Annotated in this window: 22 protein-coding genes; 7 read left to right on the top strand and 15 right to left on the bottom strand. The window is 71.4% G+C overall.

The features are described from left to right. Positions 1-5: 5 nt before the first annotated feature. Positions 6-560: a TetR/AcrR family transcriptional regulator gene (locus ACIGQF_RS01675; protein ID WP_399704755.1), complete on the bottom strand. Its 555-nt coding sequence runs from the start codon at positions 558-560 to the stop codon at positions 6-8. 516 nt (positions 561-1,076) lie between these two features. Between ACIGQF_RS01675 and ACIGQF_RS01670 the strand changes: the two genes are divergently transcribed. From ACIGQF_RS01670 to ACIGQF_RS01655, 4 genes are all read left to right on the top strand, one after another. Then, positions 1,077-1,643 carry a (2Fe-2S)-binding protein gene (locus ACIGQF_RS01670; RefSeq protein WP_399704050.1) on the top strand — a complete coding sequence of 189 codons (567 nt, stop codon included), beginning with the start codon at positions 1,077-1,079 and terminating at the stop codon, positions 1,641-1,643. Continuing rightward, a complete protein-coding gene (locus ACIGQF_RS01665; RefSeq protein ID WP_399704049.1) occupies positions 1,640-2,632 on the top strand; it encodes an FAD binding domain-containing protein in 993 nt (330 codons plus the stop codon). Before ACIGQF_RS01670 ends, ACIGQF_RS01665 begins: the two co-directional genes overlap by 4 nt. Further along, positions 2,629-4,764 (top strand): xanthine dehydrogenase family protein molybdopterin-binding subunit, encoded by a 2,136-nt coding sequence (locus tag ACIGQF_RS01660; protein WP_399704046.1) that lies wholly within the window; start codon positions 2,629-2,631, stop codon positions 4,762-4,764. Before ACIGQF_RS01665 ends, ACIGQF_RS01660 begins: the two co-directional genes overlap by 4 nt. 103 nt (positions 4,765-4,867) lie before the next feature. Then, on the top strand, positions 4,868-6,016 hold the full coding sequence (locus tag ACIGQF_RS01655; protein WP_399704043.1) for an XdhC family protein: 1,149 nt from the start codon (positions 4,868-4,870) through the stop codon (positions 6,014-6,016). Positions 6,017-6,080: 64 nt separating this feature from the next. On the opposite strand, the gene ACIGQF_RS01650 is transcribed toward ACIGQF_RS01655, so the two are convergent. From ACIGQF_RS01650 to ACIGQF_RS01625, 6 genes are all read right to left on the bottom strand, one after another. Then, a complete protein-coding gene (locus ACIGQF_RS01650) occupies positions 6,081-6,530 on the bottom strand; it encodes a hypothetical protein (protein ID WP_399704040.1) in 450 nt (149 codons plus the stop codon). 32 nt (positions 6,531-6,562) lie between these two features. Continuing rightward, positions 6,563-7,630: a hypothetical protein gene (locus ACIGQF_RS01645; protein WP_399704037.1), complete on the bottom strand. Its 1,068-nt coding sequence runs from the start codon at positions 7,628-7,630 to the stop codon at positions 6,563-6,565. After that, complete coding sequence (locus ACIGQF_RS01640; protein WP_399704034.1) at positions 7,627-9,603, bottom strand: hypothetical protein; 1,977 nt, start codon at positions 9,601-9,603, stop codon at positions 7,627-7,629. The genes ACIGQF_RS01645 and ACIGQF_RS01640 overlap by 4 nt, the downstream gene beginning before the upstream one ends. Continuing rightward, entirely contained in the window at positions 9,600-10,355 is a 756-nt protein-coding gene (locus tag ACIGQF_RS01635; protein WP_399704031.1) for a toll/interleukin-1 receptor domain-containing protein, read from the bottom strand. The genes ACIGQF_RS01640 and ACIGQF_RS01635 overlap by 4 nt, the downstream gene beginning before the upstream one ends. 13 nt (positions 10,356-10,368) lie before the next feature. Beyond that, the gene (locus ACIGQF_RS01630; protein ID WP_399704029.1) at positions 10,369-11,661 is read right to left on the bottom strand and encodes a helix-turn-helix domain-containing protein; all 1,293 of its coding nucleotides are present in this window, start codon (positions 11,659-11,661) and stop codon (positions 10,369-10,371) included. Positions 11,662-11,881: 220 nt separating this feature from the next. Continuing rightward, the gene (locus tag ACIGQF_RS01625) at positions 11,882-15,088 is read right to left on the bottom strand and encodes a carboxyl transferase domain-containing protein (protein WP_399704025.1); all 3,207 of its coding nucleotides are present in this window, start codon (positions 15,086-15,088) and stop codon (positions 11,882-11,884) included. A gap of 76 nt (positions 15,089-15,164) precedes the next feature. On the opposite strand from ACIGQF_RS01625, the gene ACIGQF_RS01620 reads away from it, so the two are divergent. Both ACIGQF_RS01620 and ACIGQF_RS01615 read left to right on the top strand, forming a co-directional pair. Beyond that, entirely contained in the window at positions 15,165-15,986 is an 822-nt protein-coding gene (locus ACIGQF_RS01620; RefSeq protein WP_399704022.1) for a TetR/AcrR family transcriptional regulator, read from the top strand. 2 nt (positions 15,987-15,988) lie between these two features. Beyond that, entirely contained in the window at positions 15,989-17,641 is a 1,653-nt protein-coding gene (locus ACIGQF_RS01615; RefSeq protein ID WP_399704019.1) for an AMP-binding protein, read from the top strand. Here ACIGQF_RS01615 and ACIGQF_RS01610 read toward each other — a convergent pair. Both ACIGQF_RS01610 and ACIGQF_RS01605 read right to left on the bottom strand, forming a co-directional pair. Beyond that, positions 17,589-18,287, bottom strand: a complete 699-nt coding sequence (locus tag ACIGQF_RS01610) for an HAD family hydrolase (protein ID WP_399704015.1) — start codon at positions 18,285-18,287, stop codon at positions 17,589-17,591. The two genes, ACIGQF_RS01615 and ACIGQF_RS01610, sit on opposite strands and share 53 nt — an antisense overlap. A gap of 24 nt (positions 18,288-18,311) precedes the next feature. Beyond that, positions 18,312-18,791: an Lrp/AsnC family transcriptional regulator gene (locus ACIGQF_RS01605; RefSeq protein ID WP_361564452.1), complete on the bottom strand. Its 480-nt coding sequence runs from the start codon at positions 18,789-18,791 to the stop codon at positions 18,312-18,314. Between the two features lie 257 nt (positions 18,792-19,048). Here ACIGQF_RS01605 and ACIGQF_RS01600 point away from each other — a divergent pair, with 257 nt between their 5' ends. Beyond that, the gene (locus tag ACIGQF_RS01600) at positions 19,049-19,186 is read left to right on the top strand and encodes a hypothetical protein (RefSeq protein ID WP_399704013.1); all 138 of its coding nucleotides are present in this window, start codon (positions 19,049-19,051) and stop codon (positions 19,184-19,186) included. A 65-nt stretch (positions 19,187-19,251) separates the two neighbouring features. On the opposite strand, the gene ACIGQF_RS01595 is transcribed toward ACIGQF_RS01600, so the two are convergent. The 6 genes from ACIGQF_RS01595 to ACIGQF_RS01570 all read right to left on the bottom strand — a co-directional run bounded on the left by ACIGQF_RS01595 (position 19,252) and on the right by ACIGQF_RS01570 (position 24,011). Next, the gene (locus ACIGQF_RS01595; protein ID WP_399704009.1) at positions 19,252-20,619 is read right to left on the bottom strand and encodes an MFS transporter; all 1,368 of its coding nucleotides are present in this window, start codon (positions 20,617-20,619) and stop codon (positions 19,252-19,254) included. Next, on the bottom strand, positions 20,616-21,767 hold the full coding sequence (locus tag ACIGQF_RS01590) for an LLM class flavin-dependent oxidoreductase (protein ID WP_399704006.1): 1,152 nt from the start codon (positions 21,765-21,767) through the stop codon (positions 20,616-20,618). The genes ACIGQF_RS01595 and ACIGQF_RS01590 overlap by 4 nt, the downstream gene beginning before the upstream one ends. 197 nt (positions 21,768-21,964) lie before the next feature. Then, the gene (locus ACIGQF_RS01585) at positions 21,965-22,045 is read right to left on the bottom strand and encodes a putative leader peptide (RefSeq protein ID WP_399704753.1); all 81 of its coding nucleotides are present in this window, start codon (positions 22,043-22,045) and stop codon (positions 21,965-21,967) included. Between the two features lie 122 nt (positions 22,046-22,167). Further along, entirely contained in the window at positions 22,168-22,818 is a 651-nt protein-coding gene (gene lipB, locus ACIGQF_RS01580; protein WP_399704003.1) for a lipoyl(octanoyl) transferase LipB, read from the bottom strand. An 80-nt stretch (positions 22,819-22,898) separates the two neighbouring features. Continuing rightward, the gene (locus ACIGQF_RS01575; protein ID WP_399704000.1) at positions 22,899-23,177 is read right to left on the bottom strand and encodes a Rieske (2Fe-2S) protein; all 279 of its coding nucleotides are present in this window, start codon (positions 23,175-23,177) and stop codon (positions 22,899-22,901) included. Next, a complete protein-coding gene (locus ACIGQF_RS01570; RefSeq protein WP_361564470.1) occupies positions 23,178-24,011 on the bottom strand; it encodes an iron-containing redox enzyme family protein in 834 nt (277 codons plus the stop codon). Positions 24,012-24,049 lie beyond the last annotated feature (38 nt).

Genomic DNA, 24,049 nt, shown 5'->3' with positions numbered 1-24,049 from the left:
GCCGCTCAGGCGCCCGGTGCCCCCGCGCGAAGGCCGGACATGATGAGGTCCAGGAGGCGGGCGGAGCGGGTGTGCCAGTCGCTGTGGGGGTCGATCTGCCAGAGGCCGGCGATGGCGAGGAGGAAGTCGTCGGGGGTGATGCCGGGGCGGATGGTGCCGGCTTCCTCGTTCGCCGTCAGGAGGAGGGTGATGGCCGAGGTCAGCGGGGCGTGGCCCAGTCCCGCCAGGCTGCCGCGCGAGCAGGTGGCCCTGCGCATCGCGTCGGCGAGGCCGGCCTTGGCCATCGCGTACTGGGCGAGGCGGTCCATCCACTCCCGCAGGGCCCGGTCGGGTGCGCGGGTGGCCAGCAGCTGGGCCGCGGTGTCGGCGACCTGCTGCACCTCGTAGCGGTAGACCTCCAGGACGAGGGCCTCGCGGTTGGGGAAGTTGCGGTAGAAGGTGCCCTGGCCGACGCCCGCCTTCTTGGCGATCGCGCTGAGCGGGGCGTCCGCCGAGTGCGTCAGCTCCGCGAGGGCCACTTCCAGGATGCGCTCGCGGTTCCGCTGGGCGTCCGAGCGCAGCGGCGCGTCCTTCCGGGCCCCGGGTTCCGCGGCCCCGCAGGCCTCCGCCGCCGCGTCCGCTTCCGGCAGTGCCGTCGCCTCCGCGCAGGTCGGCGGCGCGTCCTCCGCGTCCCTCCTCCGCTGCACTCGTCCTCCTTCCCGAATCGCCGTCGGTTGTAGGGAATTACCCCGGAACGGCCTTGCTAAGCGGACACCTGTCCGCTAAGTTCAACGGTTACGGACAGTTGTCCGCTTAGGTTCACCATAGCGGCAGACGCGGTCGGCGGGGGACGACCGGCGGCCGGCGCTCCCGGCCCTCGTCCGTCGCGTGGGCCCCGGCCGCGGACCTGATGCGGCTCCATGCACTGCCACTCCGTACTGCCACCCCCGTTCCGGACCGTCCGAGGACCGCCCACCATCACCCCCACCTCACACCGCGAAGCCCGAGCCACCCCGCCCGAGCCACCTCGACATCGCCGCCTCGACATCGTTTCCCGGGCCAGTACGTACGTATCCACATGCGAAAGAAGGCTGCCCATGCCCTCATCGACGTCCAGCGCCATCACCTTGAACATCAACGGAGAGAAGCACACGCTGCCCGTCGATCACCGCACCACCCTGCTCGACGCACTGCGTGAGCGGCTCGACCTGACGGGCACCAAGAAGGGCTGTGACCAGGGCCAGTGCGGTGCCTGTACGGTCCTGCTCGACGGCCGCCGGGCCGTCTCCTGCCTGCAGCTCGCGGTGGCCGCCGAGGGGCGTGAGATCACCACCATCGAGGGCGTGGCCGACGGGGACGAACTGCACCCGGTGCAGCAGGCGTTCCTCGACCTCGACGGTTACCAGTGCGGTTATTGCACCCCGGGCCAGATCTGTTCCGCGCTCGGCGTGATCAAGGAGCACGCGGCGGGCTGGCCCAGCGCCGCGACCGACGACGTGCGGCCCGAAGCGGGACCGCCGCCCCTCACGGCCGACGAGATCCGGGAGCGGATGAGCGGCAACCTGTGCCGCTGCGGTGCGTACGTGTCCATTGTCCAGGCGGTCGCGCGGGCGGCCGAGGCCGAGGCCGAGGGCGCTCGGGCCGGTACGGAGGCTGCGGTATGAGGGAATTCGGTTACCAGCGGGCCTTCGACGTCCCCGGCGCGGTCGCGCTGCTCGGCGCCGAGCCCGAGGCGCGTTACCTCGGCGGCGGGACCAACCTCGTCGACCTGATGAAGACCGGCGTGGAGCGGCCGGCGGGGCTGGTCGATGTACGTGAACTGCCCCTTAATGAGGTCGAGTTGACGGATGATGGCGGGCTCCGTATCGGCGCCACCGTCACCAACAGCGACCTCGCCGCCCACCCCGAAGTACGGCGTCGGTACCCGGCGCTCGCGCAGGCCGTGCTCGCCGGGGCCTCCGGTCAGCTGCGCAACATGGCGACCGTCGGCGGGAACCTCCTCCAGCGCACCCGCTGCGGTTACTTCGCCGATGTGACCAAGCCCTGCAACAAGCGGAACCCGGGCAGTGGCTGCCCCGCCATCACGGGCGAGCACCACAACCACGCGATCCTCGGTGCCAGTGAGCACTGCGTGGCCACTCACCCCTCCGACATGGGGGTGGCGCTCAGTGCGTTCGACGCGGTCGTCTCGTACGAAACCGCCGATGGGCCGGGCGAGTTGCCGCTCGCGGAGTTCTATCTCCCGGTGGGGGACACGCCGCACCTGGAGACCGCACTGCCGTCCGGCGCGCTGATCACCGGTGTCACGATCCCGCCGGCCCCGGTCGCCGCCCTCTCGCGGTACCGCAAGGTGCGCGAGCGGGCCTCGTACGCCTTCGCGATAGGCTCCCTCGCCGCCGCACTCGACGTGCGGGAGGGCCGCGTGCGCGAAGTGCGGCTCGCCTTCGGCGCGGTGGCGTCCCGCCCCTGGCGGGCGCGCGAGGCCGAGGCGGCGCTCTGCGGCGGCCCCGCGACCGCCGAGGCGTTCGCCGCCGCGGCGGACGCCGAGCTGGCGGCCGCCGAACCGCTGGCCGACAACGCGTACAAGGTGACGCTCATGCGCAACCTCGTCGTGTCCGTCCTGACCGAGCTCACCGAGGAGGCCACCCGATGACCACTGCGACCGGAACACCCGCGGTGACGGGGGCCGTAGGCACCGCGCACACTCGCGTGGAGGGCCTGGCCAAGGTCACCGGAGCTGCCCGCTACGCGGGCGAGATCCCCTTCGCCGAGATGGCGCACGGCTGGCTGGTCCTGTCCACCATCGCCCGCGGCCGCATCACCGCCGTCGAGACGGACCCCGTACTGGCCATGCCCGGCGTGCTCAAGGTCCTGCACCACGGCAACGCCCCCCGCCTCGACACCGACTACGTGGGCCTGCTCGGCAAGCCCGACCCCACCATCGCGGTCTTCCAGAACGACCGGGTGCCGCACATGGGATGGCCGGTGGCACTGGTCGTCGCCGAGACGTCCGAGCAGGCCAGGGAGGCCGCCGAGGCGCTGGTGGTCCGGTACGACGAGGAACCGCACGACGTGGTGTTCGCCGCCGGCCGGCCCGGCACGTACACGCCGGACGGCTCCGCCGAGGAGAAGGGTGACGTCGAGGCCGAGCTGGCCGCGTCGGAGTTCGTCGTGGACGCGGAGTACACCACGCCGGAAGAGCACCACACCATGCTGGAGCCGCACGCGGCGATGGCCCGGTGGGAGGACGGGCGGCTTGAAGTCGTCGACTCCAACCAGAGCACCATGTGGGTGGCGGGCGAGCTCGCCAACCTCTTCTCCCTCGACCCGGCCTCCGTACGCGTGCGCTCCGAGCACGTCGGCGGCGGCTTCGGGTCCAAGGGCGTCCGCGTCCACCAGGTGTGCGCCGTGATGGCCACCACCGCCATTCACCGGCCCGTACGCGTCGTACTGACCCGCCGTCAGATGTTCTCGCTCACCGGCTACCGCAGCCCCACGGCACAGCGGGTCCGGCTCGGCGCGGACACCGACGGACGGCTGCGCGCCTTCGCGCACGAATCCCAGAACCTCACCTCGACCGTGCACGAGTTCGTCGAGCCGAGCGCCACGGTGGGGCGGGTGATGTACGACGCGGACGCGCACCACACCGTCAACCGCGTCGTACGGCTCGACGTGCCGACGCCGACGTTCATGCGCGCGCCGGGCGAGGCGCCGGGTTCGTTCGCGATGGAGTGCGCGCTCGACGAACTCGCGGAGCGGGCCGGCATCGACCCGATCGCACTGCGGGTACGCAACGAGCCGGACGCCGGGCCCCTCTCCGGCCTGCCGTTCAGCAGCCGCAACGTGCTCTCCTGCTTCGAGGAGGGCGCCCGCAGGTTCGGCTGGGCGGACCGCGACCCGAGGCCCGGCGTGCGGCGTGACGGGCGCTGGCTGCTCGGTACGGGCATGGCGGCGGCCGCGTTCCCGTCCAACGCCCTGCCGTCCACGGCGTCCGTGACGGCCGAGGCGGACGGCACCTTCACCGTACGCATCAACGCGGCGGACATCGGCACCGGTGCGCGGACCGCGATCACCCAGATCGCCGCCGACGCACTGGAGACGAAGCCGGACCGGGTCCGGGTCCGGATCGCGGACAGCGACTTCGGCCCGGCGGGCATCGCCGGCGGCTCCATGGGCACCCGCACCTGGGGCTGGGCCGTCATCGCCGCCGCCGGTGAGCTGCGCGAACGGCTGTCCCTGGGCGGCACCGTCCCGCCGGAGGGCATCACGGTACGGTCCGACACCACTGAGGCCGTCGGTGCGCTGGCCAAGAAGGAGCGGCACTCCTTCGGAGCGCAGTTCGCCGAGGTCGCGGTGGACGTCACCACCGGCGAGGTGCGCGTACGGCGGATGCTCGGCGTCTTCGCCGCGGGCCGCATCATCAACCCGCTGACCGCCCGCAGCCAGTTGGTCGGCGGCATGATCTGGGGTCTGTCCATGGCGTTGCACGAGGAAGCGGTGCGCGACGCGGCCACGGGCGGCCACGTCAGTCCCGACCTCGCGGGCTACCACTTCGCCGCCAACGCCGACGTACCGGTCATCGAGGCGGACTGGGTCGAGGACGCGGACCCGGACGACCCGGTCGGCATCAAGGGCGTCGGCGAGATCGGCATCGTGGGCGCCGCGGCGGCCATCGCCAACGCGGTCTGGCACGCGACCGGCGTACGCCACCGCCACCTCCCGATCCGCCCGGACCGGGTGATCGTGGCGGGCACGGGGGCAGCGGCGGCGGGCGCGGCGGTCTGAGCCGCGCTGCCGACGGGAGGGGCGGGCCGGCCTCGGCCCGCCCCTCCGCACCACCCGCCCACCGCACCCCCACCCCAGGCAGCAGCAGGAGGAGGACACCCACATGCTGGACATCGCCGATGAACTGCACCGATGGGTCGAGCAGGGCCGGGGCTTCGCCGTCGCCACCGTCGTGGCCGTCGGCGGCAGCGCACCGCGCAGCCCCGGTGCCGCCCTCGCCGTCGACAGCGAGGGCACGGTCATCGGATCGGTCTCCGGTGGCTGCGTGGAGGGTGCGGTGTACGACCTGTGCACCCAGGCCCTGCAGGACGGCACGACGGTGCGCGAACGCTTCGGCTACAGCGACGAGGACGCCTTCGCCGTCGGCCTGACCTGCGGGGGAGTCATCGAGGTACTGGTCACTCCGGTACGCACGGACGCCCCGGCCAGGCCGGTCCTCGAAGCGGCACTGTCAACCGCGGCCCGCGGCGAGACAGCCGCGGTGGTCCGAGTCGCCGAAGGCCCCGCCGACCTCCTCGGCACGGCACTCCTCGTCCACCCCGACGGCTCGTACGAAGGCAGCCTCGGCGGCCCCCGGCAACTGGACCAAGTAGCGGCGGCGGAAACCCGAGCCCTGCTCGCCACCGGCCGGACAGCCGCCTTCACCGCATCGGCGGACGGCACCCACTGCGAGTCCGATCTCACCCTCTTCGCCGAGTCGAGCGTGCCCCCGGCCCGCATGATCGTCTTCGGCGCCATAGACTTCGCCGCGGCACTGGTCCGCATGGGCAAGTTCCTCGGCTACCACGTCACCGTGTGCGACGCCCGCCCCGTCTTCGCCACCCGCGCCCGCTTCCCCGAGGCCGACGACGTCGTGGTCGACTGGCCGCACCGCTACCTCCGGCGCACCGGAACCGACGACCGTACGGTCCTCTGCGTCCTCACCCACGACGCCAAGTTCGACGTCCCCCTCCTCGCGGAGGCCCTCACCATGCCCGCCGCCTTCATCGGCGCCATGGGCTCCCGCCGCACCCACGAGGACCGCAACCACCGCCTGCGCGAAGCAGGCGTCACCGCGCCCCAACTGGCCCGCCTCCATTCCCCCATAGGCCTGGACCTCGGCGCCCGCACCCCCGAAGAAACCGCCCTCTCCATAGCCGCCGAAATAGTCGCCACGCGCCACGGTGGGACGGGGGCACCCCTTACGGGGGCGCGCATGCCGATCCACCGCTCACCGTCGGGGGAGGGGGACAGGGGGGCGGCGGTGGCGTGACCCCCTTCGCGTCGAACGGCATCGGCGGCGACTCGGTGACTCGCCAGCTTGACGTCTCGCGGGGTCAGTCCGAGGGGGGAGCGGGGGACTGCCCGACGTGGAACGTCAGCCCGGAGATCCGGCCCGTCTGGATCACCGGGCCGTGCTGCACCCCACCACTGATGTCATTGCGTACGCCGACCGGCCGTGCGTCGGCTTCCCGCTCCAGGCGCTGCAACGAGGCGAGCAGCTCGCGCAGCTCCCCGCCGGAGGCGGCACCGGACGACAGCAGGTGCCGCAGGTACGGCTGCCACTGCTCGGCGGTGTCCCGGGCGCCGTCCGGATCACCCGCCGCCTCGGCCGCGAGAAGCCGGGCCCGGGCGGCGTCCAAGTCGGCGACCGCGGCACTGCCGCTGTCACCGCGCGACAGGAACCGTCCCAGCAACTCGCGGGCGTGCGTCCAGGAATCGGTGACCATGAGCGACACCAGCGTGGTCGCTCCGGACGTGGCCAGGGCGGCCAGCTCGCTGTCCATTGTGCTTCTCCTTCACGTAGGGGACCGGATGGTCAGGCGCGGGGCGTGCCGCCGGCCGCCTCATCGGGGTCTTCCGGGGACGCCGCCGACGACTCGTCCTCGTCGTCGCCGGTGAAATCGGCCGGCGGGTCGTACCGCCGCAGCATTTCCTCGGCCGTCGCATGCGGCATCTGAGTCCTGATGACATCGGCGATCTGCTTGGCCATGAAGCGGCGTACGTCGTCGTCGGTGAAACCCATGCCGTTGAGAAAGGCTTCGAAGTGGTCGGCTGCGGTGGGTTCCCGCTCGAAGGGCACCGCCTGCTCGCCGCTCCGCTGCGCCAGCATGTCCCGCAACCGCTCCGGGATGTCCGTGTCGTTGGCGGCGGAGGTGAGCTGGGCGAGGAGGTCGAGGTCCGCCACGGTCTTCCCCACGTGGTCGTCGTTCTTGGCGAGCCACCAGACCACCGCGCTCCCGGTGTCCTTGAGTACGTCCTCACCCAGGTATTCGCGCTTGCTCTGCTCGTACTTCCGCTGGTGCTCCCAGACCGCCTTGTCCTTGCGTACCTCGGCGAGCTTGTCCAGCCTCTCCTGATCGTGCTCGCGCAGAACGAGGGTGACGTCCTCTGCCATGACCTGCAGGTGCCCCGTGCTCTCCGGACGCATCCTGCTGAGGGCACCGCTCAGCTCGTGCTGCACGAGAGAGGCGCGGCCGGGCTCCCGCTGTTCGGTGATGGCCCGGGCGCGGTCCAGCACCGCGTCGACGGCGAGCCCGGCCGGGTTGACGATGGGGTCGTCGCCACCGGCGTCGAGCGGATACCACCGTACGGTCGCGGAGAACTGGAAGTCGTAGTCGGCCCACTGACTCGGCAATGCCACACACGTGACGCGCTCCTCCCTCCGTTCGAAGGGCGCGGCGGTGATCTGCTCTTCGTATTCGACCGGCACCGGACCACGACGCGCCGACGCGATCTTGAAGACTGCGGCAGGTACTGCGATGAGCAGTACGGCGAGCGCTGGCCACACCCACGTCGGCCACTCCTGCACCAGCCCGAGGATCGTCAGCAACAGAGCGCACAGCACGGTGAGAAAGACGGTCGTCGTCTTGCACCCGGTCGTCATGGCGTGTTCCCCCTGGATGATGCCGGTCGGCCGAGGCCCTGAGCCTCGGAGATCTTTTGGAGCAGTAGGTCGGTGGTGGCGATGCCCCGGGCTCGTCCGCCCGGGGTAGTGGGCTCCGCGGCGCGGGCAACGGAATACAAGGCGGCTAGGTGCTTGCCGTTCCGGCTGGCGGATTCGACCAGGAGGTCGAGAAGCAGGCCGTGGCGGTCGCCGACGGTTGCGGCGGTGTGCAGCCAGTGCTTGGCGTACGGGTGCCAGTGTGATCTCGGTAGGCTGTCGAAGACGGCACGCCAGCCGAGGACCACGCAGCTCTGTACGTTCTCCTCGTCCACCAGCGCGCGTGGTGCATCACCCACGTCGGCCAGCGGCACCGGGTCGCAGATCCGCAGGAAGATACGGGCGTCAGCGTCCGGTGCGGATGAGTGCCAAGTGAGACGATCGAGCAGACGCCGCCTGAGCCGGCTGCTCGTCGCCACCAGATCGCAGAGAGCGTCCAGCGCCAGGGTGGAGCCACGCTCACGGCGGGCCAGGTAGCGCAGTCGGGTCATTGCCTGATCGGGGTGGGCCGGCGCGATCACATCGGTGCATACGCGGAGCAGCACGTAGGCCAGCATCCCTGTGAGCTGTTTGTCCCTGCACCACCTGTAGACCAGCTGCCGAAAGCTTGCTTCGTATCTTTCGTTCTCGAGCCCATGGGTGAGGGCGTGGACTGCCGCCTCCAGGCGAACCAGATTTGTGGCACTGCTGCCCCACTCGCCCGCCAGTGCGAACAGTTCTTCCCCCTGCCCGGTGCGCAGGTACTCCTCGGCGAGCCGCTGCACCAGGGCCTGGCGGAGGTCTCCGTCGAGGTGCGGGTCGTCCAGTTCCGTACTCTCAAGGGTCCAGGCGCTGAGGAGCTTTCGGAGATCGGGCATGTGGTCCCAGAAGTGCGCGCGGACGGCGATGTCGAAGTCCAGGCTGTCGAACCGCACGTGACCGTCCGGGCCGGCCGAGGCGCGTATCTCGCCCAATCGCTGGGCCAAGTCCTTGCGCTCCAGCGGAGGCCCCTCGCCCTCAGGCGTGCCGGCGAGACGGAGCAGCAGCGCTGTGGCGTGGTGGATCACGTCGGCGTGCGCGCCGTGGAGCATGGCCGTGCTGAACAGCAATGCACGCTGCGGTGCTGCACACTGGTCGGCGACGAGGCCCGCGACCTCCGTCCGCCAGTTCTTCCGTGCAGCGAGAGCTTTCTCGCACCAGGCGGCGAAACCGTCTGACGGCTGTGCCGAGCGGGCCCGCCGCACACGGTCGGCGAGGTCCGCGACCGCTCCCATGGAGCGTTGCGCTGCCAGGAATTCCACCAGCGCGGGAGCTGGTTGCAGATACTCCTCGTGCGGTATCCGATGCAGCCGTAGATGACGCCGGAACACTTCCTCGGCCGGTGGGCGTTCAATCTCGGCCCGGTAGAACTGGAGGTCGGCTTCCAGCAGCCCCTCGTACGGAACCACGACGACCAAGTGCGCTTGCTGATCCTGCACGGCATTGCGGAGCGCAGGAAGATCCTTGCGGTACTTCTTCCATTGCGAGCCAGGGACTTCGGCGAAGTCCAGAAGCACCCTGTCACCGGTACCGACCAGCCCGGGGTCGGTGAGGTCGACCTCCGCCGTGTCCTCGGGCAGCAGCTCGCGGAAGATGCCGGTATCCCGGTGATACTCGTACAGGAGGACTTTCGCGGCGGCAGTTCTGCCGCTGCCGGGACTACCGTGCAAAAGTACGGTGCTGTGGTCGGCCAGCAGGCTGCGTGCCTCGCCCATCCCGCCAGGGTCGACGAACCGCTGCTTGAGCAGGCGAAAGTCATCATCCGCGAACCTGCGGGTACGTGCGCGGTTCTTTGTCTCTCCCGACGGGCCGACTGTGACGTTGTAGTAAAGGTTGCCGAAGCCGGCATGCACCGGGCCACCGGGTTGCTCAAATCGCGAGGTGATGTGATCGTTCACCGTTCGTCGTCCTCGTGCCGCTCCGAGCCGCCGAACCGGTGCCGGTTGTCACCGTGATGGTCGCCCTCGTAGTTGGTCATGCCGTCACCCGAGTAGTGCCGGCCGCCCGACACGTGGCGTGAGTTCTGGTAGATGTTGCCGTTGCCGGCATGTACGGGGCCGGTCGAGTCCTTGATGATCGTGCCGCCGACATCGCCGGTGAAGTCGCGGCTCTGTACGGCGGTGCCGTGGACGTCGCCGATTGTGTTGGACACGGGACCGGGTTCGGGGGCAGGAGTGTCGGCCCGCTCCAGGTCGTGGAGGTCGGGGATCATGTCGGCGACCAGGTCGCCGAGGCGCTTGAGGTCGGCTTCGGCGTTCTGTGTGTCCAGCCGTACGGACTGGAGGTCTGCCAGTCGTGCCAGCTCACCCGGCAGGACGTCTTTCTTCAGGCGCTCCGTGAGCCGGCCCGACAGCACGGGAATCACCGGCAGTCCACAAGTGAACGCCTCCTCGATCTCCTTCCGGACCCAGTCCTCCGGGTCGTTCAGCCTGGATCGGAAGTTGAGCCAGTCGGGCCCGATGACCGCCAGCAGCAGCGCGCTGCGGCGCACATTCGTCAGCAGCGCGTCGGCATACGGGGTGCCGGGAGCGATGGACTTCGAGGCGCGGAAGGCGCGGTGCTTGCCGAAGCGGTTGGACAGCTCATTGTCGATCAGGGCGGCGATGTCGTTTCCATCGCCCGTCCGGTAGTTGATGAACACATCAGCCATAGCGGGTTCCTCCTCAGGGAGTGGGGAAGCGGGATAACGTGCCGAGGCGCGGTGCCAGGCGGCGTACTGCGGTGCGGTCGGAGTAGCGGGCCAGGACGCGGGCGAGGCGGCGGAGGTCGATCGTGACGGTCGCGGACCGTACGGCCGTCACCCCGTCGAGCAGCGGCTCCGTCAGCTCGCAGGCGTGGTCGATCTCGCCGTCCGCCGCGTAGGCGAGGGCCCGGCGGACGCCGTAGCGCACCTGCGTCCGTACCGCGTCGGGGGAGACCCGCGCGAGCTGCCGGTCCAGTTCCACCGCCGACTCCTGCGGGCGTCCCAGGTCGAAGAGGCACCAGCCGGTGACCATGCCGACCGAGTCGGGCAGGTGCATGCTGCCTATCACCGGTGCGTTCGCATCGCCCTCCTGGCGGGCCAGCAGCGAGCGGGCCTTGTCCAGGGCGCGCAGGCACGCGTCGCGGTCGCCGGCGAGGGCGTGGCCCTGCGCCTCGCGCTGGGCGGCCAGGCCCCGGATCCGCGGTGGAAGGGAGTCGTTCTGCGCCCGCTGCGCCAGGGCTACGGTCTGCTCGGCGTCCTCCTGGTACATGGTGACCAGCGCCCGGCGGACCAGCGCGTACCCGGCCAGCGCCCGGTCGCCGCCCGCGGCCGCGAGGTCCACCGCGCGCTGCGTCCACCACAGTGCCGCCTGCTCGTCTCCCGTCTCCTGCACCAGCCAGCCGACGTACTCCGCGTACCGGGACCCCAGCGCCAGCAGCTCCTGGCGGGTACGGGCGTCGGCATGCGCGGACAGCTCCCGCAGGGTGTGGGTCTGCGCGATCAGGCCGGGGAGCAGGAAGCCGGGTTCGACGTTCTGGCCGAGCCGCCGGTAGTGGGTGAACAGAGAGCGGGATGCCGCCAGCATTCCGGCGCCGGTGGCGGCGGAGACCGGGCCCTGGCCGCCCGTGCGCCAGCTCATCAAGGAGGCGGCGCCCGCACTCATGACCTGGCGCCGGCCCACAGGCTGGAACCAGCTCGGGCCGTCCGGTGACAGCTGCATCGTCCACTCCTCCTCGTCGATTCCGTGCGCTGCCGGCTCGGCGGGCGAGTCGGCAGCGGGCGCAGCGACCAGGGCGATCAGTGCTCCGCCTGCCTGCAGAGCGGAGTCGCAGAGGCGGGCGAGGTCGCGGCTGGGTGCCTTGATGCCCCGTTCGACCTTGCTCAGCTGCGCCTTGCTGTAGTGCACGGCGGAGGACAGCGCGGTGAGGCTGAGGCCGGCGTCCAGACGCCTTCTCCTCAGCTCCTCACCGAATTCGGTGGACGGCTGCGGCACGGGAACCTCCATAACCATCCATCCAGGCGAACGGGGTTGCCGCACGAAAGAGTGCGGCAACCCCGGCCGGACGGACAAGGCGAAAGGTGCTGTTTCCCGTTTCCTTCTCCGCAGGTGGGACGCGGTATTCCCGAATGGTTGAGTTGTGGTCGGCTACGAGCGGGTGGGCTGTGTGCCGGGTGGGCCTTGACGGGTGGGGTGGCCTACTGGGCGAGGCCCCTCACCACGTATCCACGAACCCCCGTCCCCGCTCCGGCAGATTCTCCGTCCGGTAGTCCGCCAGGGCTGAGGTGATCCAGTCGCGGGAGGTTGCCGGGTCGATTACTGCGTCGAGCTCCAGGGCGGCCGCGGCGTTCACTGCCTTGCCGTGGTCGTAGAGTTCCGCCACGCGGGATTCGAAGGCGCGTTGGCGGGCGGCCGGGTCGGGGATGGCTTCCAGTTCTTTGCGGTAGCCGAGGCGGACCGCGCCCTCCAGGCCCATGCCGCCGAGTTCGCCGGTCGGCCAGGCGGCGGTGGCGAGGGGTGCGCGGGTCGAGCCGCCCATCATGGCCATCGCGCCGAGGCCGTACGCCTTGCGGAGGATGAGGGAGACGACGGGGACGCGGAGGTTGGCGCCGGTGACGAAGAGGCGGGCGAAGTGTCGTACCGTCGCGTCGCGTTCGGCGTCGGGGCCGACCATGAAGCCGGGCGTGTCGCAGAGGGCGAGGACCGGCAGGCCGAAGGCGTCGCAGAGCTGGAGGAAGCGGGCGGCCTTGTCGGCGGCGTCGCGGTCGATGGCGCCGCCGAGGTGTTGGGGGTTGTTGGCGAGGAGGCCGAGGGGGCGGCCGGCCACCCGTACGAGCGCGGTGACCACGCCCGTGCCGAAGCCGGAGCGTAGTTCCAGGACCGAGTCGGTGTCGGCCAGGGCGTCGATGACCTGGCGGATGGGGTAGGCCCGGCGGCGGTTCTCGGGGATGGTGTGGCGCAGCAGGCGGGGGTCCGGTGCCTGCCAGTCCTCGGTGGGGCCGCGGAAGTAGGAGAGGTAGCGTTTGGCGGTTCGGACCGCTTCGGCCTCGTCCGCGACGGGGATGTCCACGACGCCGTTGGGCACCTGGACGGAGAGCGGGCCGACCTCCTCGGGGGCGTACGAGCCGAGGCCGCCGCCCTCGATCATCGCCGGGCCGCCCATGCCGATCGACGCCTCGGGGGTGGCGATCACCACGTCGCAGCAGCCCAGCAGTGCCGCGTTGCCCGCGAAGCAGCGGCCGGAGGCGATGCCGATCAGGGGGACCAGGCCGCTCAGCCTGCCCATCTGGTGGAACGTCATGATGTCGAGGCCGGCGATGGAGGAGGTGTCGGTGTCGCCGGGGCGGCCGCCGCCGCCTTCGGCGAACAGGACTACGGGCAGGCGGCGTTGTTCGGCCACGCTCAGCAGGCGGTCGGTCTTGCGGTGGTTGTTGTGGCCCTGCGTGCCGGCCAGCACGGTGTAGTCGTACGACATCGCTACGCACGGCGCGCCGTCGACCGTTCCGGTGCCGGTGACCATGCCGTCGGCCGGGGTCGAGGCGATCAGGTCGTCGAGGGAGCGGCGCCGGCGTTGTGCCGCTATCGCCAGTGCGCCGAACTCCGTGAAGCTGCCCTCGTCGCAGAGGTCGGCGATGTTCTCGCGTGCGGTGCGGCGGCCGAGTGCGTGTCGTTTGGCGACTGCCTCGGGGCGTTGGGCGTCCAGTCCGACTGCGTGCCGGGCCAGGGTCTCGGCCAGGTCGGGGCGGATGGCGTCCGGGTCGGCCTCGGTGGTTGCGGTCTCGTCGGCGGTGCCGAACGCGGCCGGTTCCAGGATCACCAGGGGCTGTCCTTCGGAGGCCGTGTCGCCGACCGTGACCCGTACGGTGCGTACCGTGCCGGCAATCGGCGCGGTCAGGACATGCTCCATCTTCATCGCTTCGAGGACGAGCAGTTGCTGTCCTGCCCGTACGGTGTCGCCCGGTGCCACGTCGAGAGTGACTACGGTGCCCGCCATGGGCGCGGCGACCGCTCCGTCGTTGTTGCCCTCCACGGCCGGCGGGGCGTCGTCCTCGGTGATCAGGCCGGGCAGGTGGTCGGTCACCCAGGACGTGTGCGTGCCGCCCGCCGCGAACTCCGGGCGGCCCAGCACCGCCCTGAGCAGGGGGATTCCGGTGCGTACGCCCTCCACGGTGAATTCGGCGAGGGCCTGCCGGGTTCGTTCGCAGGCCGCGGTGAAGTCCGGTGTGGGGACGCGGGTGATGACTTTTGCCAGCAGTGGGTCGTAGCGCGCGCCGACGGTCAGGCCGCCGCATGCCCCCGTGTCGACGCGGACGCCGGGGCCGGTGGGGACCTCGAAGCGGGTGAGGGTGCCCGCGGAGCCGCGTACGGTGCCGTCCCGCGTCGTGACCTCGGCGTTCACTCGTGCCTGTACGGCGAAGCCGCGGGGCGGGGGCGGGCCGTCGGCCAGGCCCAGGTCCGTGAGCGTGGCGCCGGCCGCCAGCCGCAGCTGCGCGTCGACCAGGTCGATGCCGGTCACTTCTTCGGTGACGGTGTGCTCGACCTGGAGGCGGGGGTTGGCCTCCATGAAGTGGAACTCGTCGTCGCGGACGAGGAATTCGAAGGTGCCGACCCCGACATAACCCACCTCGCGGGCCATGCTGGTCGCGCACTGCAGGAGTTGGTCGCGGATGCTCGTGGACAGGGCGGGCGCGGGGGCTATTTCGATGAGTTTCTGGTGGCGGCGTTGGGCCGAGCAGTCCCGTTCCCAGACGTGGGTGACCGCGCCTGTGGTGTCGCCGATGATCTGCACTTCGATGTGGCGGGCGCCCGTGAGCAGACGCTCGACATACAGGTCGCCGCGGCCGAAGCCCTGTTCGGCCTCCGAGCGGCAGCGTTCCCAGGCCTCGGTCAGCTCTGCGGCGTCCCGCGCCACGCGCATGCCCCGGCCGCCGCCTCCGCCCAGTGCCTTGACCATCACCGGGCCGCCCGCGCCCGGGCCGTCGGTCAGGAACGCGCGGGCCTCGTCGAGGGTGGTCGGACCGCTGGTGCCCGGCAGTACCGGTACGTCGAGGGAGCGTGCGAGGTCCCGGGCGCGTGCCTTGTCGCCGAAGAGGCCGAGCACGTCGGGGGAGGGACCGATGAAGACGGTGCCCGCCTCGGCGCAGGCCCGCGCGAAGTCGGCGTCCTCGCTGAGGAATCCGTAACCGGGGTGAACGTAGGCACAGTTGGCCTTCTGTGCTACGGCGAGCAGGGCTGTCGCGTCCAGGTGGGCGGCGGGGCCGGAGCCGGGCAGGGGATGCGCCTCGTCGGCCAGGCGGACGTGCGGGGATGCCGTGTCGTCCGCGGCGTACACCGCGACGCTGCGCAGTCCGGCCGCGGCGGCGGCGCGCGCCACCCGGACGGCGATCTCCCCGCGATTGGCGATGAGCACGGCTGACCCCATTGAGCGAGCACCTCCACGCTGAGACGGCGGCTGTCATGGTCATTGACATTGGCGTCAACGTCAATATGGTCGAGGCGTGGCAGGCAGAGAGCAGTCCGCATCCGCACCCCGGCAGGCTTCGGAGCGCGACCGGCCAAAGGAGCCCGACCGGCCGAGCGAGTCCGACCGGCCGGCAGCCAAGGAGTCGGACCGGCCGGGGGAGTCCGGCCGGCCGTCCGTGCGTGGGCACCGGCCCTGGGCGACCCGTACGGCCCGCGACCGCAGTGACACGCCCGTGCGGCACCGGCTGCTGGACGCCGCGGAGGCGGTCTTCGCGCGCCGTGGTTACGGTCCTGCCACCATCGCCGACATCGCCGCCGAGGCCGAACTGTCCCGGGCCGGCTTCTACGTCTACTTCGCGTCCAAGGAAGAGATCTTCCGGGTGCTCGCCGTGCGGGTGCGGGACGCCTTCCTCGCCGCCCAGGAGGTGCCGGACACCGATCCGGACGACGTGCGCGCGGTCGCGTACGACTCCACCGCCGCCTTCATCGAGGCGTACGCGGGGCACCTCCCGCTGCTGCGGCTGATCGAGCAGCAGGCGCAGGGTGACGCGGAACTGGCCGAGCTGTGGCAGGAGATCAGTGAGCGGCCCACGCGTCGCACCGCCCGCTACATCCGCCGTCTGACCGAGGCGGGTGAGCTGACGCCCGTGACCGGCCCGTCGGCGGTGGCCCGCGCGGTGGGCGGGATGAGTGTGCAGTTCGCCCGGCTGGTCGCCGAGGACCCGGCCGCGTACGAGTCCGCGGTACGCGAGGTCACCGCCATGTACCTGCATCTGCTGGGCGTCCGGGCACCGGCGCCGCGGCAGCGCAGCGCACCGCCGCACGACGAGGGACACCAGGCGATACCGGAGGAGTAGCAGTGAGCCGCGCGACGCGTATCGAGCACTACCTGACCGATCTCCGTACCCGGCAGGACCGGGCCCGTAGCGGCCGGCAGTCCGGTGGCATCCGGCCGCGGGCCGGCGAGCGGACCGTGCCCGGCCATGTGCACCACTGGGCGACCGTTGCCCCCGACCGCACGGCACTCGTCTTCGAGGGCCGGGAGACGACCTACCGGGAGCTGGACGAGGCCGCGGACCGGCTGGCCGGATGGCTGGCCGCGCGCGGGGTGCGGAACGGCGACCGCGTCGGCGTCCACCTCCCCAACTGCCCCCAGTTCCTGATCGCGATGCTGGCAGTGCTCCGCCTGGGCGCGGTCCACGTACCGGTCAACCCCATGTTCAAGGCCGCCGAACTCCGCCACGAACTGGCCGACTCCGGCGCCTGCCTGGTCATCTCCCGTACCGAACTGGCCGCGGCCGTCGAGGAGATACGCGCCGACACTCCGGTGCGCGAGGTGCTGCTCGCGGACACCGACGACTGGCACGACGCCCTCGGGCACGCCCCGCACGGCAGCATCGCCGACGACTCGGACGCGCTCGCCGCCCTCAACTACACCGGCGGCACCACCGGCATGCCCAAGGGCTGCGAACACACCCAGCGGCACATGGTCTACACGGCGACCGCCATCGATTCGGGGCGTGCCCTCGAACCGGCCCCCGAGGGCATCGTCTCCCTCTGCTACCTGCCGGTTTTCTGGATCGCGGGGGAGAACCTGGGCATCCTCGCGCCGCTCGTCTCCGGCGGTACGAGCGTGCTGCTCGCGCGCTGGGACCCGGCCGCCGTCCTGGACGGGCTGGAGCGGTACCGGGTCGCCACCATGGCCGGCACGGTCGAGAACTACCTCGAACTCCTGGACCGCCCGGACCTCGCCACGCGCGACCTCTCCGCCTTCACCGCGCCGCTCACCGTCTCCTTCATCCGCAAGCTCACCCCCGAGGTGCGCGACCGGTGGCGCCGCGCTGTGGGCGGCCACAGCGTGCTGCGCGAGGCGTCGTACGGCATGACCGAGACGCACACCAGCGACACCTCCACCCTCGGCTTCCAGGACGGCGACCGCGATCTGCTCGGCGAGCCCACTTTCTGCGGGCTGCCGGTGCCCGGCACGGACATCATGGTCGTGGACTTCGCGACCGGTGAGCCGCTGCCGCTCGGCGAGCGCGGCGAGATCGTGGTCCGCGGCCCGTCCGTGCTCACCCGCTACTGGCGCGCGCCCGAGGCCACCGCGGCGGCGCTGCGCGGGGGCTGGCTGCACACCGGAGACATCGGCTCCCTCGACGAGGACGGCTGTCTGATCTATCTGGGGCGCGACAAGGACATGATCAAGGTGAACGGCATGAGCGTCTTTCCGACGGAGGTGGAAACCTTGCTCGGGCGCCATCCGGACGTGCTGGCCGCGGCCGTCGTGGCAGTACCGGACGAGCGGCGCGGCCAGCGCCCGTACGCGTACGTGCGTACCGTCCCCGGCAGCACGCTCACCGCCGAGGTGCTGGGGGAGTGGGCGGGCGCGTCGATGGCCGCCTACAAGCTGCCCGCCATCGAGCTGACGGACGATCTGCCGCTCACCGCCACCGGCAAGATCAGGAAGACGGAGCTCGCCGCGCGAGCCAGGCGTACGCGGCCTGCGCCGTGAACTCCCGCTGACCGCCGCTGAAGAGGAGCCCGGCGCCCTCGAACGCCGGGTCTCCCGCGGTCTCCGGCACGTAGGGGATCGCGATGCAGCCCATGCCGGCGCGGTGCGCGGCCTCGGCGCCGGGCGGTGCGTCCTCCAGCACCACGCAGCTCTCCGGCTCCACCGCCAGCCGCCGGGCCGCCTCCAGGAAGACGTCGGGCGCGGGCTTGCCGCGCTCCACCTCCTCGGCCGACACCCGCGTGGAGAGCCATGTGTCCAGGTCCGTGCCCTTCAGCACGGCGTCGATCGCGGCCCGCGACGAACCGGACGCCACCGCGAGCGGGTGCCCGGCCGCGTGCAGCTGCTCCACGAAAGCCCGCATCTCGGGGAAGACCTCGGTGTTCGCCCCCGCCAGCTCCAGGTAGATCTCGTTCTTCCCGGCCAGCAGCTCCGACACCGGCGCCTCGATCCCGTACTCCTTCTTGAGGATCTCCAGCGTCTCGCGCGTCCCGATGCCGATGAACCGGGCGTGGTGCTCCCAGGTGAAGTCGGTGACCCCGTACCGGGCGAGCAGCCGCCGCCCGGCTTCGTAGTAGTTGGGTTCACTGTCGACGAGGGTGCCGTCGAGGTCGAAGACGACGGGGGTGCGGGTGGGGTCGGTGCTCATGCCCCCAGCATGCCAAGCCCGCGGTCAGCGCGCCGCCGCAGCCCCGCCCACGTCCTCCACGAGCGGCAGCAGCCGGTGCGGCACGCGCTCGCGGAGCGCCACCTCCGTGCGGGTCCGCACCACCCCCGGCATGTTGATCAGCCGCTGGATCACGTCCTCCAGGTGGGCCGCGTCGCGCGCCACCACCTTGGCCAGCAGGTCGCCGCCGCCCGTGGTGGAGAACGCCTCGATGATCTGCGGGACCTCGGCCAGCAGCGCCGCGACCTCTTCCAGGTGGCCCTGGGTGACCTCGATGTGCGCGAAGGCGGTGACGGGGTGGCCGAGCGCCGCGGGGGACAGCCGCGGTCCGTACGCGGTGATCACCTCGTCCCGCTCCAGCCGGTCCAGGCGCGCCTGCACCGTGCCGCGGGCGACGCCGAGGATGCGTGCGTACTCGCGCACGCTCGTCCGCGGCTGTTCGAGCAGCAGCCGGAGGATCCGGGCGTCGAGTGCGTCCACGGCCATGGGGGACGGGCTCCTTACGGGCGGTGCGGGTGCGGGCCGGTCGGCCGCCGGCCTCCAGTCTGCGGTGTGCCGCGCCGGCATGCGACGGCGGGGGCCGCGAGAGCGCTGATCGCCCGAACATCAGTTCACCTGAGTGTCACTGTGTGTTCGCCGAAAGTCACCCTTCCGTCACCTCGGCAGGGCAGGGAAGGGGGAGCGGCCGACGCGACCCCGTCCGAGGAGTCGCGCGGACAGAATCGAACAGGAGTGTGATCTCGGTGGGAGAGTTGCTCTGCGCGGTGCTGGCGAAGGCCGGCCTCGCCATCGCCGAGGTGATCATCACCAAGGTCGTCATGGAACTCTGCACCGCCTACGTACGGAAGTACCGCGCGGACGCGGCAATGGCAGCGGCCTGAGGCGACCGGCAGCGCAGGTCGCGTCCCCGACCTGTGCGTGCCGGCCGTCCCGGTACCGCCCGCGGCTAACCGGCGGCGAGCGACCGCCCGGTCGGGATGTGCAGCTCCGGCTCCCGCAGCCGGCTGGTCGCCCACATGCTCACCAGCCCCGTCAACGCCAGATAGCCGCAGGCGAGCCAGGGCGTGCCCGAGCCCAGGGCCAGCAGCGCCGTCATGATCAGGGGGGTGATGCCGGACGCGAAGATGCCGGACATCTGGTAGACGAACGACATGCCCGTGTACCGCACCGGAGTGGCGAACAGGGCCGCGAACAGCGTGCCTTGGGCCCCGTAGAAGGAGGCGTGCACGAGGCCGAGGGTGACCAGGAGCGCCACCGCGAAGGCCCATGTCCCGCCCGTGCCGAAGAGCCAGAACGCCGGGAACACCGAGACGGCGAAGGCACCCATGCCGACGAGGTAGACGCGGCGCGCGCCCAGCCGGTCGACCGCCACTCCGGACACCGGAATCAGTACGGCCATCAGCAGAGCCGCGGCCGTCACCGCGAGCAGCACCGCCGTACGGTCCAACGCCAGCGTCCCCGTCGCGTAGGTGAGGGCGAAGACGCCCCAGGTGTTGAAGGCGGCGCCCTCGCCCCACCGCGCCAGCATGCCGAGCAGCACGTGCCGCCGGGCGGCCTTCTCGCGCACCACCTCCACCAGCGGTGCCGAGCGCGGCAGTTCCTGGAGCCGGCGCACCGCGCGGAACGCCGGCGTCTCGTCGATCTTCAGCCGGACGGCCAGGCCGACGCCGACCAGCACCAGGCTGATCAGGAAGGCGACCCGCCAGCCGTATCCGAGGAACGCCGCGTCGCTGAGTACGTTGTTGAGGAGTGCGAACACCCCGGTGCCCAGCGCCAGGCCGAGCGCCAGCCCGATCTGCGGATAGCTGCCGAACCGTCCCTTGCGGCCCTCGGGCCCGTACTCGACGGCCAGCAGCACGGCGCCCGCCCACTCGCCGCCCAGCGCCACGCCCTGCGCGACCCGGAGGACCAGGAGCAGTGCGGGGGCGAGGATGCCGACCTGCTGATAGGTGGGCAGCAGGCCGATGAGTGAGGTGGAGACGCCCATCAGGCCCATGGTGAAGGCGAGGGTCCGCTTGCGGCCGATCCGGTCGCCGATGTGCCCGAAGAGCAGGCCGCCCACGGGACGGGCGACGAAGCCGACGGCGAACGTCGCGAACGACAGCATCGTGCCGACCGTGCCGTTCGCCACCGGGAAGAACAGCTTGTCGAAGACCAGCCCGGCAGCCGTGGCGTAGAGGAAGAAGTCGTACCACTCGACGGTGGTGCCCAGCAGGCTGGCGAGCACCACCGTCCGCAGCCGTGAGGCCGGGGCCCCCTCCTGCCCTTCGGGGGCGTGCGGTGGCGCCTGCGCGGGCGCGGACGCGGGGCTCATCGGCCGGCGAACGGGACGATGCCCGCCTCGGCCGTACGCGGGCCGGCCGGGTGCTGCCACAGACCGCGCTTCTCCAGCAGCGGCAGCACGCCCTCGCCGAACCAGTACGCCTCCTCCAGGTGCGGCACACCGGAGAGCACGAACTCCTCGATGCCGAGCCGGGCGTACTCCTCGATCAGGTTGGCGACCTCGGAGTGGCTGCCCACCAGCGCCGTGCCGGCGCCGCCGCGGACCAGCCCGACGCCCGCCCACAGGTTGGGGTAGATCTCCAGCTTGTCGGTGGACCCGCTGCCGTGCAGTTCACGCATCCGGCGCTGGCCTTCGGACTCGCTGGTCGCCAGACCTTGCTGCACCGCCTTGATGCGCTCCGGGTCCATGCCCTTCAGCAGCCGCTCGGCCTCGGCCCACGCCTGCTCCGAGGTGTCCCGGCTGATGGTGTGCAGCCGGATGCCGAACCGCACCTCGCGGCCCTGCGCGGCGGCCAGCGAACGCACCCAGTCGATCTTCTGCTTCACCTGCTGCGGCGGCTCGCCCCAGGTCAAATACACATCGGTGTACCGCGCCGCCACCTCACCGGCCGCGGGCGAGGAGCCGCCGAAGTAGACGCGCGGCACCGGGTCGGGCAGCCGGTTCAGCTTCGCGCCCTCCACCCGCAGGTGCTCCCCGTGGTGGTCGACCGTCTCCCCGTCCCACAGCCGCCGCACGATGTCCAGGAACTCGCCGGTGCGTGCGTACCGCTGGTCCTTGTCGAGGAAGTCGCCGTAGGCGCGCTGCTCTGCCGACTCGCCGCCGGTCACGACGTTGAGCAGCAGCCGGCCGTGCGACTGCCGCTGGTACGTCGCGGCCATCTGCGCCGACAGCGTCGGGGTGATCTGGCCGGGCCGGAAGGCGACCAGGAATTTCAGCCGCTCGGTGACCTGGGTGAGCATCGCCGTCGTCAGCCAGGCGTCCTCGCACCATGCGCCGGTCGGCGTCAGCGCCCCCACGAAGCCGAGCTGCTCGGCGGTCCGGGCGATCTGGCCCAGGTACTCGACCGAGGCGGGGCGGTCGCCGCCGGCGGTGCCGGGCTGGGAACCGTGGCCGCCGCCGACGATGTGCCGGCTGTCACCGGTCGTGGGCAGGAACCAATGGAATGTCAGAGCAGACATGAGGACTCCGGGGAAGGGCGGCGGGTCACGCCCCGAACAGGGCACGGTGGCCCGGCGAGGTACGTGACGAGGTGCCGCGGAAGGCATGACGAGGCGCCGCGGGGGAGCGGCGACAGCGCGCCGCCGGGTGCGGGAAACGAGGGAGAAACGCGGCAGCACGGCCCCGGTGAGCCAGGGGGCCGCGGCCGGAAAGCGCGTCAGACGCGACAGTTGGCGCTGGACTGGCGACACAGATCGACGTGGAGGCGTCCCACGAGGAGGTCGGCAGCAGCAGTCATGCCTGGCATTGTGCGTCGGGCACCCCGCCCGGTTCAAGCCGTTGAGACAAGCGTTTCAGCAGGTGAGACGGCCGTACGGGCCGCAGGCCACTGCCCAGCGTCGAGCGCCCGTACGACAGCAGTCACCGCGAAGCGCCGAGCGCCCGGGCCACCGCGTCCCGTACCTCGTCCTCGCCCGGTGCCGTCCGGCCCTGCGCCACGGCCATCTCCGCCAGCGAGGTCATCGCCACCTCGGGCAGCCCGCACGCCGTGAACCGGGTGAACTCGTCCAGGTCGGAGGCGATGTTGAGAGCGAAGCCATGGCTCGTCACGCCGCCCCGGATGCGCATCCCGATGGACACCAGCTTGTCGTGATCGGGCGTCCACACACCGACCAGGCTCTGCGCGCCGGGCGGTGTGTCACGGCGCACCGTCTCGAAGCCCAGCGAGTCCAGGGCGCGGATCAGCCCGTTCTCCAGCCAGCGGACGATGTCGCCGGGGCCGCGCTCGCGCAGGTTCAGCACCAGGTAGCCGATCAGCTGGCCGGGGCCGTGGTACGTCGCCTGCCCGCCCCGGTCGACCTCGACCAGTGGGATCGGGGAGTCGGCGCGCGGCAGCTCCGCCGCCGGGGTCCGGGAGCCGTAGGTGATGACAGGCGGGTGCGTCAGCAGGAAGAGCCGGTCGCGGGCCCGGCCGGCCCGCCGCTCCGCGACCCAGCCCCGCATGGCTTCCATGGCCTCGGCGTACGGGACCTCTCCCAGGTCGACGCGGTCCAGCCGCTGCTCGTACGACACGTTGGAGGGCTCCTGTCAGGGGGAGAGGGGTGGGACGCGGTGAGGCGGACCGCGACGAGCGGTCCGCCTCACCGGGTACGTCAGCCTTCGGCGGCCGCGGGTTCCGCCGCGGACAGCTCCCGGACGCACAGGGCGTCGGAGGTCGGGCCGGTGATCGCCTCGCCCGTCTCCAGGGAGTAGCTGGAGTGGTGCAGCGGGCAGGTGATCCGCAGGCGGGCGGCGTTCACATAGCCGTGGGCGAGGAGACCGCGGCGGTGCGGGCAGAAGGCGCCCACCTCGAATGCGCGGTCGCCGACCGTCACGCGCAGGCGGTCCTCGGAGATCTGCTCGACCGAGGTCGGCGGTGTCGGTCCGGGCATTCAGGCCACCTTCACTGCGGAGGCGACGGCCGCCTCGGTGGCGCCGCCGATGACCTCGCTGGCGAGCTTGAAGCCGGTCCACACCTTGACCGGGTGCAGCTCCGCCTCGGCGTCCAGCTCGCGGATCGCGACCTGGAGCTCCTTGGCGTGGAAATGGTCGATGTGCAGGTGCTCGGTGTAGTACCGGGCGCCGGTGAGCCCCAGCCGCTCGGCCGCCGCGGCGAACGGCTTGAAGGCGTACAGGATGCTGCACTCCAGGTAGCACAGCGTGCCGAGGAAGTACTCGGGGTGCGGGGCGCGCGCCGCGGCCCAGAAGAAGGCGTTGACGAAGGCGAACGTCTCCTCGTTCGTGGTGTCGAGGTAGTCGTCGACCTCCACCGACATGCCGAGTTCGAGCATCAGCTCGCGGTAGATGTTGAAGTGCGCCTGGTCCAGGTTGCCGCAGCCGAACTCGTCCACCAGCACCCGGAAGATCGCCATCTTGGCCTTCTTCGGCAGCCGCCACACGATGGGCAGGAAGGACTCGGACTCGGTCAGCCCGTCCACGGCGAACTGGGCGACGACCTCCTTGAACTGCTCCCGGGTCAGGTCCTCGGCCAGTACCCGCTCGAAGGGCGGCGGGTCCGCCTCCTCGGCGGCCAGCAGTTCTTTCATGTGCCGGCTCAGGGTGGCCCGGTCGGGCATGTCCGGTGCCGTCGCCTCGATCTCGTCGGCGCGGGCGACGATCAGCCGCTGCTCCAGCTCATGGAGTTCGCGCAGCTCGTCGGGGGTGTGGATGGTGCGGTTCAGCTCGAACAGCCGGCTGCCGGCCGTACGTGTCGTGGTCGTGGTCACTCGTGACTCCTGTGGTGGTGGCGCGGCCGGGCCGCCCG

This window comes from Streptomyces sp. NPDC053560 (assembly GCF_044544605.1).
GTDB lineage: Bacteria > Actinomycetota > Actinomycetes > Streptomycetales > Streptomycetaceae > Streptomyces.
Note: the sequence above shows the minus strand (reverse complement) of the source record. Positions and strands in the feature narration are given on the sequence as shown.